This is a genomic window from Nocardia sp. NPDC049935 (genome assembly GCF_055586645.1).
The window spans coordinates 69959-84244 of record NZ_JBVJHV010000011.1; the positions used below are offsets into that span (position 1 = coordinate 69959).

The 14286-nt window shown below is 70.0% G+C and carries 11 protein-coding genes and 1 other RNA gene; 5 read left to right on the forward strand and 7 right to left on the reverse strand.

The features are described from left to right. The first annotated feature begins 13 nt into the window (after window positions 1–13). An RNA gene (gene ffs, locus ACZ6SF_RS31385) (signal recognition particle sRNA small type) lies at window positions 14–108 on the forward strand. Between the two features lie 240 nt (window positions 109–348). Then, window positions 349–1635 carry an aspartate aminotransferase type Ic gene (locus ACZ6SF_RS31390; protein WP_466067117.1) on the forward strand — a complete coding sequence of 429 codons (1287 nt, stop codon included), beginning with the start codon at window positions 349–351 and terminating at the stop codon, window positions 1633–1635. 21 nt (window positions 1636–1656) lie between these two features. Here the strand turns inward: ACZ6SF_RS31390 and ACZ6SF_RS31395 are convergent, their stop codons facing one another. Next, complete coding sequence (locus ACZ6SF_RS31395) at window positions 1657–2463, reverse strand: methyltransferase domain-containing protein (protein WP_466067119.1); 807 nt, start codon at window positions 2461–2463, stop codon at window positions 1657–1659. A 117-nt stretch (window positions 2464–2580) separates the two neighbouring features. On the opposite strand from ACZ6SF_RS31395, the gene ACZ6SF_RS31400 reads away from it, so the two are divergent. Beyond that, complete coding sequence (locus ACZ6SF_RS31400) at window positions 2581–3153, forward strand: HhH-GPD-type base excision DNA repair protein (RefSeq protein ID WP_466067120.1); 573 nt, start codon at window positions 2581–2583, stop codon at window positions 3151–3153. A 22-nt stretch (window positions 3154–3175) separates the two neighbouring features. Here the strand turns inward: ACZ6SF_RS31400 and ACZ6SF_RS31405 are convergent, their stop codons facing one another. The 3 genes from ACZ6SF_RS31405 to ACZ6SF_RS31415 form a co-directional block, all read right to left on the reverse strand. Then, window positions 3176–3889: an ESX secretion-associated protein EspG gene (locus ACZ6SF_RS31405; protein WP_466067122.1), complete on the reverse strand. Its 714-nt coding sequence runs from the start codon at window positions 3887–3889 to the stop codon at window positions 3176–3178. Continuing rightward, window positions 3889–5703 carry a hypothetical protein gene (locus tag ACZ6SF_RS31410; RefSeq protein ID WP_466067124.1) on the reverse strand — a complete coding sequence of 605 codons (1815 nt, stop codon included), beginning with the start codon at window positions 5701–5703 and terminating at the stop codon, window positions 3889–3891. Before ACZ6SF_RS31410 ends, ACZ6SF_RS31405 begins: the two co-directional genes overlap by 1 nt. A 104-nt stretch (window positions 5704–5807) precedes the next feature. Beyond that, entirely contained in the window at window positions 5808–6227 is a 420-nt protein-coding gene (locus ACZ6SF_RS31415) for a hypothetical protein (RefSeq protein WP_466067126.1), read from the reverse strand. Window positions 6228–6886: 659 nt separating this feature from the next. On the opposite strand from ACZ6SF_RS31415, the gene ACZ6SF_RS31420 reads away from it, so the two are divergent. Then, complete coding sequence (locus ACZ6SF_RS31420; protein WP_466067128.1) at window positions 6887–8173, forward strand: ROK family transcriptional regulator; 1287 nt, start codon at window positions 6887–6889, stop codon at window positions 8171–8173. A gap of 52 nt (window positions 8174–8225) precedes the next feature. On the opposite strand, the gene ACZ6SF_RS31425 is transcribed toward ACZ6SF_RS31420, so the two are convergent. Continuing rightward, window positions 8226–9830: a DUF2207 family protein gene (locus ACZ6SF_RS31425; RefSeq protein ID WP_466067130.1), complete on the reverse strand. Its 1605-nt coding sequence runs from the start codon at window positions 9828–9830 to the stop codon at window positions 8226–8228. Window positions 9831–9908: 78 nt separating this feature from the next. On the opposite strand from ACZ6SF_RS31425, the gene ACZ6SF_RS31430 reads away from it, so the two are divergent. Then, on the forward strand, window positions 9909–11123 hold the full coding sequence (locus ACZ6SF_RS31430; protein ID WP_466067132.1) for a neutral zinc metallopeptidase: 1215 nt from the start codon (window positions 9909–9911) through the stop codon (window positions 11121–11123). Here ACZ6SF_RS31430 and ACZ6SF_RS31435 read toward each other — a convergent pair. Then, entirely contained in the window at window positions 11116–11808 is a 693-nt protein-coding gene (locus tag ACZ6SF_RS31435; protein WP_466067133.1) for a TetR/AcrR family transcriptional regulator, read from the reverse strand. The genes ACZ6SF_RS31430 and ACZ6SF_RS31435 overlap by 8 nt on opposite strands. After that, the gene (locus ACZ6SF_RS31440; protein WP_466067135.1) at window positions 11805–14075 is read right to left on the reverse strand and encodes an MMPL family transporter; all 2271 of its coding nucleotides are present in this window, start codon (window positions 14073–14075) and stop codon (window positions 11805–11807) included. The genes ACZ6SF_RS31435 and ACZ6SF_RS31440 overlap by 4 nt, the downstream gene beginning before the upstream one ends. Window positions 14076–14286: the final 211 nt, after the last annotated feature.

Genomic DNA, 14286 nt, shown 5'->3' on the forward strand with positions numbered 1-14286 from the left:
CGCTACACTGGCCCACGGATCCCGCGCGGCGCGCATCCTGTGAACTCCCCCAGGGCCGGAAGGCAGCAAGGGTCAACGGGCTCTGCCGGGTGCGCGGGGTCCCCTTATTTCCGGACCGTGTGATTCGAGCCGCGGTACCGGGCCGGTGGTGGGGCGCGGTGCGGATCCGCGGGTGATTCCCGGTCTCGCCGGTACGGATTTCGAGTTTTCACGCAGGCGGATCCCGCCGGTGAACCCAACACCTCCCGGTGACGCCCGCCGCCCGGGTAACGTGGCCCGGGGGTTGCCGCACTGGGCGGCCGCCCCGTAAGCATTCACCTCACCAGGTAGTTGGAAAGGCTGTCCAGGATGCCCCGGCAAACGCAGATCGGTTTGATGAGTTCCGACGAACTCGCCGCCGAGCACGAACTCCAGTCCGCGAACTACGCGACACTGCAGGCCGCTCAGCTGACCCTCGATCTGACCCGAGGAAAGCCCTCGCCGGAACAACTCGCCCTCTCCTCGGCCCTGCTCTCGCTGCCCGGCGACGGCGATTTCCGCGACGGTACCGGTACCGACTGCCGCAACTACGGTGGGCTGCACGGACTTCCGGAGTTGCGGGCGATCTTCGGCGAGCTCCTGGGTATCGATGTGGCCAACTTGATCGCCGGCAACAACGCCAGCCTCGAGTTGATGCACGACACCATCGTCTTCGCCACCCTGTTCGGTTTCCCCGATTCACCGCGCCGGTGGGCCGATGAGCCGGTGGTGAAATTCCTGTGCCCCAGCCCGGGATACGACCGCCACTTCGCGATCACCGAATCGCTGGGCTTCGAGATGATCGCCGTGCCGATGGGACCCAACGGTCCCGACACCCGGGTGGTCGCGGATCTGCTCGCCGGTGATCCGCAGATCAAGGGGATGTGGGCGGTTCCCAACTACTCCAACCCGACCGGAGCCGTGTTCTCCGAAGACGTTGTGCGCGAGCTCCTGTCGATGCCCGCCGCGGCCCCGGACTTCCGCCTGTTCTGGGACAACGCGTACGCGGTGCACCCGCTGACCGATACGGCGGCGCCGGTGCTGGATGTGCTGAAGCCCGCGGCCGCCGCCGGGAATCCGAACCGGCCCTTGGTGTTCGCGTCGACCTCGAAGATCACCTTCGCCGGTTCCGGGGTCAGCTTCCTGGGCTCCTCCACCGAGAACCTGAACTGGTACCTCGGTCATGCCGGGAAGAAGAGCATCGGGCCCGACAAGATCAACCAGCTGCGCCATCTGCGGTTCTTCACCGACGCCGCCGGGGTCCGGGCGCATATGCAGAAGCATCGCGCCATTCTGGAACCGAAGTTCGCACTGGTCCTGCGCATTCTCGAGGAACGCCTCGGCGCCTCCAAGGTGGCGTCGTGGACCGAGCCCAAGGGCGGCTACTTCATCAGTCTCGATGTGCTCGAGGGCACCGCCGCGCGGGTGATCGAGCTGGCAAAGGGCGCCGGTATCGCGCTGACCGCCGCCGGCTCGGCCTTCCCGTACAAGAACGATCCGGAGGACAAGAACATCCGGATCGCGCCCAGTTTCCCGGCGCTGCCGGAGCTGGAGCAGGCCATGGACGGTCTGGCGACCTGCGTCCTGCTGGCAGCGACCGAGAAACTCGGCAAGTAGGCGGACTCGCCGCCCGGCCGGTCAGGCGGGTTTGCGGGCGTAGACGGCGAACATGGTCACCGAGAGGTGGATATCGCCGGCGGCCGCGCCCGCGGCCAGGTCGGCCAGCAGCCGTTCCCGTTCGGTCTCGGTGATCACCCGGCGCGCGACCGCCATCGCCGAGACCCGGCTGACCAGCGCGCCCGCCCCGACCGAGCGGTCCTGAACCAGGGCCTGCGAACCGGTGGTCTCCACCTCGAGACCGGCACCGGTGAGCAGGCCCTGCAGCCGCCGGCCGGAATAGGGGTTGGTGGTCGCGGAGACGAGGGTGTCGATCACGTCGCGGATCACGCGGTGCTCGCCGGGGTGCACGATCGCCGAACCCCAGTCCGCGTCCATCACCACGGTGCGCCCACCCGGCCGCAGTACCCGGGCGATCTCCCGCGCCGCGCGCGCCGGGGCGGTCAGATGCTGGAACACGCGTTCGCACAGCACCGCGTCGAAGGTGGCGGCGCCGAACGGAATACCGTAGGCGTCGCCGGAATGGAAGGTAGCGGCCGAATTCGCGGCCGCGGCGCGCTGCTCGGCGGCGGCCAGCAGATTGGGGTCGGGTTCCACGCCGACGGCGAACCCCGTGGGCCCCACCTCCCCGGCGAAGGTGATGACCTCCGAGCCCGTCCCGGATCCGAGGTCCACGACGCTCTCACCCGGGCGTAGCGCGAGCGCCTCGTGCGCCCATTCCCGCAATCTGGTGAGGCCGGGGAGCGTGGCCTGTAGATCGCGGATATCGACCAGCTGATCCTGGCCTGCGGCATCGAAACGGTCGGGGCGTAACCCGAAACTGTCCATGGGTCCGTGTCCATCCAGTGTGGTGGGTGGGTGTATCGCCGTGTGTGGCATGGGGCGAGCCTAGCCGCTGGGGCGGTCGTGGGATCATCGCTGGTAGTCCAGAGTGAGGAGCACGGTATGGCCGAGTTGTGCCTGGCGCAGGACCCCGAATCGGACGAACTGCTGTCGACGAGTCCCCTGGCGTTGGTGATCGGGATGCTCCTCGACCAGCAGTATCCCCTCGAACACGCCTTCCGCGGGCCGAAGAAGATCGCCGACCGGATGGGTGGGCTGGATATCCACGCGATCGCCGCCGCCGATCAGGCCGAATTCGAGGATATGGCGGCGACACCGCCGGCCATCCACCGGTACGGCCGCTCCATGGCGCGGCGAATCCAGGATCTGGCCCGGTACGTGATCGAACAGTACGACGGCGATGTCACCGCCATCTGGACCGCCGGGGATCCCGACGGCAAAGAGGTGCTGAAACGTCTGAAGGCGCTGCCCGGTTACGGCGATCAGAAGGCCCGGATCTTCCTCGCTCTGCTGGGTAAGCAGCTCGATGTGCGCCCGGCCGGCTGGGAAACCGCGGCCGGCGCCTATGCCGAGCCCGGTTCGCGGCGTTCGGCGGCCGATATCGTCGATTCGGAGACCCTGCTCGAGGTTCGGGCGTTCAAGAAGGAGATGAAGGCCGCCGCGAAGCAGAAGTGAACGCCGTGGGGTACGGCGGCGTCTAGCGGATTCGGGCGAGGCGGGTCAGTTCGGCCGCCAGCCCGGCCTCGTCCACGGGGGTGAGAGTGAGGTGGCTGCCCGCGCTCAGCAGGTAGCGGCCGTCTCCGGTGAAATCCAGCCAGGTGCGGTGGATCGGTGGCGGCGACATCGGATCGTCGGGGGCGACCGCGATGGTGAAGAACCCGCGCGCGTCGATGGGCCGGTGCAGCGTCGACCGTAGACTCGCGGCCCGGTCGGCGGCTGTGCCCGGTCCGTCCGCCGGGTCCGGGCAGAGCACGGCCGCGCGCGGTTCCCGCATCACCGGCAGAATGCCGGGTCGAGCCGGACCCAGCGTGTTGACCAGGTGTTTGCCGAGGGTGCGCGCATGGCAGGCCACGACGGTCACCGCGCCCGCGTGCGCGCGGATCAGCGCACCCCAACTCCCGAACGCCACCGCGACCGCGAGCACCGGATCCGGCCCGCGCTCCGGCCCGTCGAATTCGTCGCCGAACACGGTCACCCGGGTCACGTCGGTCCTCGCCACGAAACGGAGCGTGCCGGTGAGGTCGGCATCGCCGTTGGGCGGGAAACGCCCCGGCAGGTCTAGTTCGGCGCGGGCCCGCTCGGTGGCCGCGGTGGCGCGTGGTGCGAGGTCGATGGGATGGGGACGCCGGTCCAGTCCGGTCTCGGTCTGCCAGATATGGCTGAATTCGTCCGGCGTGAACACCCACTCCATCAGCGGCTCCCACCGCCCGGATCGGCTCTGTCCGGTCTCTCGGAGCCGGTTTGCTCGCCGAGAACCGGGGGCACCCGGGGCGGGGTTTCGGTGAGCGCCTCGTTCGGTGCGTGCAGATAGTCGGGGCTCGGCCGGGAACCGCGGGTGGCAGGTGGCCCGGCCGGCGGGAGCGGGAATCCGGCCGGGAACGACCGGGGCGGCCTGGGGGCGGGCGGGTCGGCGCTGTGGGGGGTTCCGGTTCGGCCCGGTTCGGTACCGGCGGATTCGGGGGCTTCGGTGGTCCGGCCGGATACGGCGTCGTCGAGTCCGGGGCCCGTGGGCGAGCCGGGGGTGACAGGAGGGGTTCGGCGCGCTGTCTCGGCCGAGGCCGAGGCGCCGGGTGCCTGAGAGGAGGGGCCGGCCGTGGCGGATGTCTGGGGTGCCGGACCGCCGGTGGGGGACGTCTGGGGTGCCGGACCGAGAGGCGGTGTCGTCCCCGGACCACCGGCCGGTGTGCCGGGGGAGCCGGTTGTCCCCGGTGGGGGTGCGGCGGGAAAACCCGTCGCGCCGGATAGGGGCGATCCGGGTAGGGCGCGGGGTGCGCCCGCTCCTTCGGTCGCGGGGCGCTCGGCACCCGGGCTGCTTGCCGGGCCGCCGAAAGATGTGGTGGCGGAGGGGGTTCCGGGCACGCCGGAGTTCGGGTGCCCGGACCCCGGGTCCGTGGCCCGGAATCCGGCGGATTCGGTGACCGTGTCCTGAGCGGATGGGGATCGTTCCCCGTCGCCCGAGGCCGGGGGACCGGTATCGGGAGGAGGACCGGCGGTTGCGCCGGGTGGCGGGGATCCGGGGGTATCGGCCGGCGGCTCGTGTGGGGCGGCGGTCGGATCACCCGGGACGGATTCGCCGGGCGTGGATTCGGAACGAGCGCCTGCGGGGGAGTCCGTCGCGGCGGTACCGGTCGGGTGGTCTCCGGGGCCCTGGTCGGCGGGGTCGTCGGGTGGGCCGCTCCGAGCGGACTCCGGCGTGGGACCGCCCGGCCCGGGGGCGGCCGGCGTGGTTTCCGCGGGCGCTGCCCCCGGAGCCGCCGTGGACTCCGGGTTCCCGGGTGCCGTATCCGGCGGTTCCGGGGCGGTTCCGGTCCGCGAAGGTCGCTCCCGCGCCGCCGGGCCGGTCTCGTCCTCGGTGTGCGGTACCGGTCCGGAGAGTGTGCCGGTGAGCTGTGACGTGCCCGGTGCGGAGGCGGAGTCCGCGCCCGGGGGGATCGCGGTGGAGGGTGGGAAACGGGGGACCTGGTCGCCGCTGGCCGGGATGGCCGGGTTGTAGCGGTAGGTCATGGCGTCCTGCGCCTCGGCGGTCAGCGTCGCCGCGGCGGTGTTGTAGGCGGTGCGGCGGATCGGGCCGGTGGCCGCCTCGACCGCCGGGTCCGGATCCGGCAGATACGGTTCGGGTGGCGCGGGGATCGCCGCGCGCACCGATTCGGCGGCGGTGGCATCGCCCGCCAGCAGTTGCGCGACCACCCGGCATACGGTGGCCGAGTCGTCACCGGCCCGGACCAGCGCGGCGGCGGCCCGGGCCGCTTCGGCGGCGGCGATTCCGGACCATTCGCCGGAGAGCCGGGCGATATCCCGGGCGAACTCGTCGAATGCCGTATCGACCGAGCCCGCCGCGAGTTCCCAGGCACCGGCCAGGCGGCTCAGTTCACCCGGCGCCAGCGGTTCGTGCACCAGATCCCAGATCTGCTGGTGGGTATAGGCGTCGAAGACCTCGCGATCCGGTACATAGGCCGGATCCGTTCCGGCATCGGTCGTCTCGGTCTGCCCCTTGTGCGCCACCATCGGCCCCCTCGGTTGTCCGGCCCGCCGTCGACCGCTGTGGTCACGGCAAACCGGTCGCTATCAATCTTGTTGCACCCCTGCGTAGTTCGCAATGATGCCGCACGTCACGCCGGTTCCGCCACAGTTCGGATCAGGGCGGCCCGGTTGGCGGCATCGGCCTCCTCGAACAGCGCGGCCGCGGCGAGGTAGGCTGCCTTGTGGCGCAGTGCCGCCTGTTCGAAGGCGAGCAGGGCGTCGAGGTACTCCTGACCCTTCGCCCCGAAACCGCGGGACAAGGCGTGACCGGACGGCAGATCCGGAAACCCCCGGGCCGTGGTGAGGGCGGTCGCGTTCTCGCGGGCCAGTCGCACCCGCTCCACCAGCCGATCGCAGGACCCGGCCAACTGCCGGGCCACGTCTTCGGACATCTGGAACTCGCCGGCCCGCGCCGCCGTGTAGAGGCGCGCGGCTTCGGTTCCGTAGCGGCCGGCCGTTCCGGCGTCGTCGCCGATCGCCGGTTGCCGATCCGGATCAGGTACGGGCATGACGGTCCCCCTTCGAACTCCCCACCCAGCGGGTCGGAGCATAGCAGCGGAAAACCGCTCGGAACAGGGTCGTTCGTTCGTTTTCCGGTCGCCGGAGCGGCCGGGGCTCCGGCGCGGCCGCCGGCGGAATCCGGTCGCCGGGGGTGCGGGTACCGGTCGCCGGGGATTCTCCGTAGCAGTCGGGAGAATATTTCCCGCAGTTTCGCGGAGAATATTTCCCGGATACTCGCGGAGAATATGCGGCGGGTTTGTTTCGTGAATTCTCCATGCCGTAGCGGAGAATTCATCCGAATCGGGAACGAATACCGGAAACATCCAGGTATACGCCATGCCGCGGTGCACGCGCATCCGGTCTCCAGGTGGCTGAATTGCCGAAGAAACCCACCTCTACCAGAGGAAATCGCCGAACCGGGGTTGCGGATTCTCCGGAAACGTTGGTGGATCGCCGAGGAGGATGTTAATTTATTTGTTATGTCCGACAGCCGAGTCACCCCGAAGCCGGTCACTTATGTGACCGCCGCTCTGGGTCTGCGGCTGCCCCTCACCCGCGAGTTGTGTTGCTCCCGCTTCCGCGGTTGAGCGATTCCGATTCACTCGCCGCCTCGTTGCAGTACCTGTAGGCCTCCCGTGATCCGGGATCTTCATCGAGGGAAAATCATATGGCTGTCCGCACCGCCGAACGCACCGCGTCGCAGGCCCCCACCACCGTCCGCACTCGGGTAGCCCGCCCGGTCGTCGCCCCCGACCTGCGCCTTTCCGATAACCCCGCCGCGGCCGTCCTGCGCGCCGCCACCACCGGCCCGGTGTTCCGCGATAAAACCGCCCGCGCCACCGGACTGAGTATCGCGACGGTCAACCGCCAGGTGTCCTCGCTGCTGTCCGCCGGACTGCTGCGGGAACGCGCCGATCTCACCGCCTCCGGAGCCGTCGGCCGTCCGCGTGTCCCGTTCGAGGCCGATGTCGATACCTTCGGCACCCTCGGCGTCCATATCGGCGCGGAGACCACCCGGATCGTCGTCTCCGATCTGCGGGGCCGCATCCTCGGCGGTCTCACCATCGCGACCCCGCAGACCGGTAGCGAGTTCGCCGTCAGAACCGTCGCCCACAGCGCCAAATCCTTTCTGCAGCGCTGGTACCGGCGCACCCCGCTATGGGTCGGGGTGGCGCTCGGCGGCCGGGTCGATCCCCGCACCGGTATCGTCGACCATCCGAAACTGGGCTGGCAGGCCGCGCCCGTGGGCGCGGTGTTCAGTGAGGTGCTCGGGCTGCCGATCACGGTGGCTCCGCACGTCGAGGCGATGGCCGCCGCCGAACTCCTGCTGCCCGCGGTCGTCGGCAACCCCGCCGACGACGCCGAGCGCGCGGACGGCGCCCGGGGCAGCAGCCTGTACTTCTACGTCCGCGAAACCGCGGGTATCTCGGTGACACTGGACGGCCGGGTACACACCCCGAGCAACGGCCCCGGGTCGATCGCGCATCTGCCCACCGGATCGTCGGTGGAATGCGCCTGCGGCCGGCGCGGCTGCCTGGAGGCCACGGTCGGCGATCGCGCGCTGCACGCGCGGGCGGTCGGGCGTGGGATCATCCCGGCGCACAACGGAAAATCCAGTTCCGCCGTCGCCGATCTGTACCGGGCCGCCGCGGCCGGTTCGGAACCGGCGCGGGAGCTGCTCGCCGAACGCGCCGACGTCCTCGGCCGCACGGTGGCGCTGGTCCGGGACATGCTCAACCCCGACCGGGTGGTCCTCGGCGGGCAGGCCTTCACCGCCTATCGCCCCGGCCTGGCGCATGTCGCGCGCGCGTTCAACGAGGCGACCGTGCTGCCGCCCACCGATATCCGGGTCACCGGCTACGCGTCGAAGGTGCAGGAGTTCGCCGCCGTCGTCACCTCGCTCAGCGCGCTGTACGCGGATCCGATCGCCGCGCTGCGCCGCGTGACCGCCTGAGAGTTCGAGCCGCCCGGCAGGGCCCACGCGCCGGTGCGCGTGGGCCCCGGGGTCATTTCGCCGGGAACAGCGTTTCGACCGCGGTGATGAAATACGGGAAGTGGACGGCGAACCGGTGCAGATCGCGGTCGTCGTCGAAACCGCCGAACCAGTAGAGGCCGGGCTCGTCGTCGTCGGACGGGTCGATATCGCGGAAGGCGCGCACCCAGTTGTCGGCCCGGCTCCACACCACCATGTAGGGCAGGCCGCGGGAGAATACGAGTTCGCGGTCGCCCGCGGGGATCTGCGCGCTGCGGACCTGTTCGAGACCGCGCTGCAGGCCACGCACCTGTCCGGTGAGAGTGCGGCCGTACGCGGTGCGGACCGGCAGGAACTTCTGCGCGCCCAGCAGCGCACCGCCCGCCAGCGCGATCGCCACACCCACCAGGGCGTGACCGGACAGCAGTGCCGCCACGACGGTGACGGCCGCGCCCAGCGCGATCAGTCCGCCGCCGAGCCAGAGCGGAATCCGGCGGCGGGCGGGGTCGATGAAGGCGCCCCGTTCCACGGCATCGGCCACCATCGCGCGACGCAGCGGGTCGACCGGAAGCCTGCCCGGCACGCGCAATTCGGCCATGGTCACCTCGTGCGCGCCCGCCGGCAGCAGGGCGTCGTAGAACACCCGCTCGTAGCCGCGCAACTGATCGTCGGCGGGGTTGACCCGCACGATCCGCCATTCCTCCTCGCCGATACGGCCGATCCAGAGATAGTTGCGCACGGCCAGATCGACGACGGTGGCGGCGATATCGGTCGGATCGGCGTAGCCGTCGAGCAGTACCCCCGCCTCGCCCGGAAGGATGCCCGCGGGCGAACTGAACAGCGTCCGGCCGGTGCTGCGATCGAGCGGTTCCATCGCGGCGGCCGGAACGGACTGCCGCCGAACCAGAGCCAGGTAGAGGATCAGGACGATCAGGGCGATCAGCAGCACCACGAACGCCACGATCACCGGTCCGGTGATCGCGAACGCCGAGACACCGGGCCCGCTGATATCGGCATTGGCCGGTACCGTGCCGGGCGGCACCTGCAGGGTCAGATCGACGGATTCACCTTTGCGCAGATTCGTCTGGTCCAGATACAGGACACCGTCGGGTTCGATATGCACCTGCGCGCAGGGCCGGGTGGCGCCCAGCGGTCCCAGAACGCAGTCCACGATGCCCATTTCGAAACTCGGGCTGATCAGCGACGCGTGGATCTCGGCGATATCGACATTGAGCACGCCGAACCAGCGGAACACCTGACTGCCCTCGGCATCGCTGACCGTGTTCTGCACCGAGTAGTGGAAGGTGGATTCCCCGGGGCCGGCGTCGACCGTGAACAGATCGTCGGCGACCTCGGCGGTGCCAGGGCCGGTGGCCTCGATATCGGTGACCGCGAACCGGCGTTCGGAGTTCTCGCTGATCTGCACCCGCAGCGGCAGCGACATGGTGAACCGGCCGCCCGGCGGGACGGTCACCCGTTCGGTGACATCCAGCACACCGTCGCGGCCGAGGGTCATCTCGAGATTCACGATCGCCCCGCCGGGTTCCTGTGCCCGGGCCGGTGCGGCCGGTAGGAGCAGTGCGACCAGTGCGGTCAGTGCGAGCAGTAGCGCCGGTGCGCCCCCCCGAAAAGTGAGCATGACTCGTTACCTTAGACAGCTTGCTATCCTGCCGTCAGCGGCCGTTGGCGAACCGAGAATGTGAGGGAGTCCGGGGGAGTGACACAACCACCTTTCGCCCGCGGTCCCGTTCCGCCGCCCGGCCACCGGCCGAATCCGGCCGGTGGGCGCCCGTCGTATCCGCCGCCTCCGGGGCAGCCGCAGCGCCCCCCGCAGCCGGGGCAGCGTCCGCCGGGACAGCCGCAGCGTCCGCCGCCGGGCTATCCGCAGCGACCCCAGCAGCAGCGCCCGCCGGCGGGATATCCGCCCGCTCCCGGTTATCCGCAGCAGCGGCCGCCGGGCTATCCGGTTCCGCCGCAGCGCGGGCCGATGCCCGGATACCGTCCGATCGTCGCGCCGCCCATGCCGCCGCCCGTTCCGCATCGGGTGCCGAACGCGCCCCGGCCGCGGTCGCGGGGCAGCAGCGGCCGGCTGCTCGTCGTCATGTTCGTCGTACTGGTCGTGGTTCTCGGCGCCCTGGTGCGCGGGGCACTGAACTCCGGAGGTCTCGGTGTACTCGGCCCGCAACCGGAGCACACCTACGACACCGGCGCCACCGGGCCCGCCGTCACCGCGGCCAACCCGCTGCTCACCGATCCCGATGCCACCCTGATTCCGGCGAATTGCGACTACGCGCCGTGGTCGGCCGACGAGGACACCGCCCGGGCCTTCTTCAGCAGTGCCGAACAGTGCCTGGAGGCGGCGTGGAAACCGGTGCTGGAGGACGCGGGGCTGCCGTTCGAACCGCCGACCGTGCTGGTATCGGCCGATACCGAGGGGATCTCCACGCCGTGCACGGGATCCACCGGGGAATTCGCCGCGTTCTACTGCCCCGCGAATCGCACCGTCTACATGCCGATAAGCCAGCTGCAGACCGACTACTACGGCGACAACTGGGTGGTGTATCTCTCCGTATTCGCCCACGAATACGGCCACCACATCCAGAACATGTCCGGAATCCTGCTCGCGGCCAACAGTGAACGAGTCGACGCGGGCGCCCGGAGTCCGGAAGGGCTGGAACTGTCGCGCCGGGTGGAATTGCAGGCCAACTGTTTCGACGGTATGTATCTGGTCTCCTCCGCCGACGGCGGTTCGCTGACCGAGCAGCAGATGAGCCAGGCCCGCACCGACGCCGACCACCGCGGTGACCAGCGGGGCGATATGCGCGACCACGGCACCCCGGAGAACGGTGGCCGCTGGTTCGGGCTCGGCGTCGAACACAATCGCACCGACCGGTGCAATACCTTCACCGCGCCGGACGGCGAGGTCAGCTGAGCGGGCCGGAACCGCGTACGCGGTCGCGTAATTGCGTCAGCCAGCGCGTCGCCTCTTCCGGTGTCGCGCCCGGTCCCATCAGTTCGCCGACCACATGTCCGAAGCACGCCGCGTCGAGTACCCGGGCCGCGACCGCCATCGGATCGCCCCAGGGCAGAAACGGTTTCGCCAGCAGCAGTGAGGCGATACCGTGCGCCGCCGCCCACAGTTCGAGCACCAGCGGGGTCGGATCACCGCGGTCGATCAGGCCCTCGGCCATGGCCTCCTCGACGGTGCCCGCGAAATAGCGGAAGGCGCCGCTGGTCAGCACCATGTCCACGGCGCCCCGGTGCACCGTCGGGATGGTCGCCAGCCGGTACTGCTCCGGATGATCGAGGGCGAAGCGCACATACGCCAGTCCGAGGCGGCGCAGCCGCAACGGCGACGGTTCCGCGGGGTCGACGGCGGCCTGCATCGCCGTATCGAGCGCTTCGAATACTTCGGCGACCGCGGCCTCGATCAGCGCGTCCTTGTCCGCGAAATGGCGGTAGATGGACGGTGCGCTGACCCCGACCAGTTCGGCGACCGCGCGGATGGAAACCGCCCCGACACTGCCGGTGCGTTCGAGGAGTTCCCGCGTGGCCGTGAGGATCTCGGCCCGCAGCCGGGGCCCGGTGCCACGCGGTGACCGCGGCCGCCCCGTCATACGCGTACCGGGCTTTCGGTGCTGGCGCGCTCCTCCTCCGGCTCCTCACTGAACCCGAACCGTTCGTGGAGCCGGGCCAGCGGTTTCGGCGCCCACCAGTTGAACGGGCCCATCAGTTTCATCAGAGCCGGTACCAGCAGCGCCCGGATGACCGTGGCGTCCGTGAGCACGGTCAAGGTCAGGCCGAGGCCCATGAGCTGGATGAACGACACCTTCGAGGTGGTCAGGGCCCCGATCACGATGGCCATCAGCACTGCCGCGGCGGTGAAGATACGCCCGGTCCGGGCCACGCCGATCGCGACCGCTTCGGCATTGTCCTCGGACGCGAACTCCGAGCCGGTGCGCCCGGCCCGGCGCCGTAGCCATTCCTCGCGGATACGGGACAGCAGGAAGACCTCGTAGTCCATCGACAGCCCGAAGGCCAGGCAGAACATCAGGATCGGCATGGTCGGCACCAGATAGCCGACCGCGGTGAATCCCAGCAGGCCCTCCAGATGCCCCTCCTGGAAGATCCACACCATCGCGCCGAACGCCGCGGTCAGCGACAGAGTGTTCAGCAGCAGGGCTTTCAGCGGCAGGATCAGGCTGCCCGTGAACAGGAACAGCACCGCGAAGGTGGTGAGCACGATGAGCAGCCCCGCCAGCGGCAGCCGGTCCGCCAGTGCGTCGAGGGAATCGTCGTTCATGGCCGCGGCCCCGCCGAACAACGCGGGCGCCGGGGACGGCACCGCGCGCAGGCTCGCCAGTTGGTCGCCACCCGCGGGGGAGAAGGGGTCCACGGCCGAGGTCACCGACAGATAGGTGCCGGAGTCGTTGGCCATACCCGGTGGAGTCGGCGCCAGCCGGTTGCCGGAAACGTAGACGCCCGCGCTGGAGAGCACCGCGGTGACCTGGTCGACCTCCGACAGTTGTGCCGCGTAGGCCCCGACCGCGCGGTCATCGCGGAAACCGTCGAGCACGATCGTGGTGTTGCCGCCGGGATCGGCCCGGGGGAATTCGGAGCGGATCTCGTCACCCACCTGGCGGCTGGCCGCCGAGGACGGCAGCACGCGCTCATCGGGATAGCCGAATTTGATACCCAGGAACGGCGAGCCCAGGAACAGCAGCAGGGCCACGATCACCACGGATACCGGGACGGCGAACCGCATCACCCGCCGCACCAGCCGGTACCAGCCCGTCTGCTCGGGCACCATCGCGCCGAGCGGGGCGGGTTCGCGGCCGAACAGCCGCAGGATCGGCGCCCGCAGGTCGAGCGAGTTGACGCGATGACCCAGCAGCATCAGTGCCGCCGGCAGCACCAGCACCGAGGCGGCCGCCGCCGCGACCACCACCGCCACCCCGGAGTAGGCGAAGGAGCGCAGGAAGTACAGATCGAAGACCAGCATCGCCGATAGCGACAACGCCACTGTGAGCGCGGAGAACAGCACCGTCCGGCCTGCGGTCTGCAGGGCGCGCACCGTGGCGGCGCGGGGGTCGAGACCGTTGGCGAGCTCTTCGCGGAAGCGGCTCACGATGAACAGGCTGTAGTCGATGGCCAGCGCCAGGCCCAGCGCGGTGGTGAGGTTCATCGCGTAGATGGATACGTCGGTGAACAGGGTGAACAGTCGCAGGATCGCCAGCGTCGCGGCGATCGCGAACAATCCGACCAGCAGGGGCAGCGAGGCCGCGATCAGGCTGCCGAACACCAGCACCAGCACCACCAGGGTGAGTGGGATGGCCGCCGTCTCGGCGATCGCCAGATCATGGGTTATCTGCTCGTTCACCTCGTGGAACGTCGCCGCCGCGCCACCGGCCCGCACGGTGATCCCGTCGGCGTCCCCCGCGAGCTGCGCGCTGAGCTCCCCCGCGCTGTTCTGGATATCGGTCTCGTCGCCCTCCAGATGAACCGCGATCAGCCCGGATTCCCCGTCGGTACTGCGCAGCGCACTGGCGATCGCCGGCGAGGGCGCGGTCCAGTACGACTGGACATCGGTGGTCCGCTCGTGCGCCCGGATCGTATCCACACTGCTCAGCGCCCGCGCCGCCGCATCGTCAACCCCCGCCGACGACTCGACCAGCAGGATGTAGTTGGGGGCCGCGCCGTCGAAATGGTCCGCGAGCATTTCGGTGGCCCGGGTCGATTCGGCGTCGGACGAGACGAACCCACCCGACTTCAACCCGGACGCCGCCCCGGCGCCGAAGACGCCGCAGAGCAGGGCCACCACCAGCGAGCCGATGAGTATCGCCCGCGGGAATCTGGTGGCCAGATGCGCAATTCGGATCAACATTGGTGCCCCCGGCTAGTAGGTTAGTGGCGTTAGCGTAACGCCGTTAACCCAAGAGCGGAACCCCCTCCCACCCCCGAACAGACCCACCCGCCCCGAGCCCCCACCCGGCGCCGAGTTCAGCGAGGCCCTCCGAGGTTGCGGGCCGTCCCGTGTTTCGGCCCTCGAAGCGCATGTGGCGCAGCCACGAGTCTCGAGGGCCGAAACACGGGAC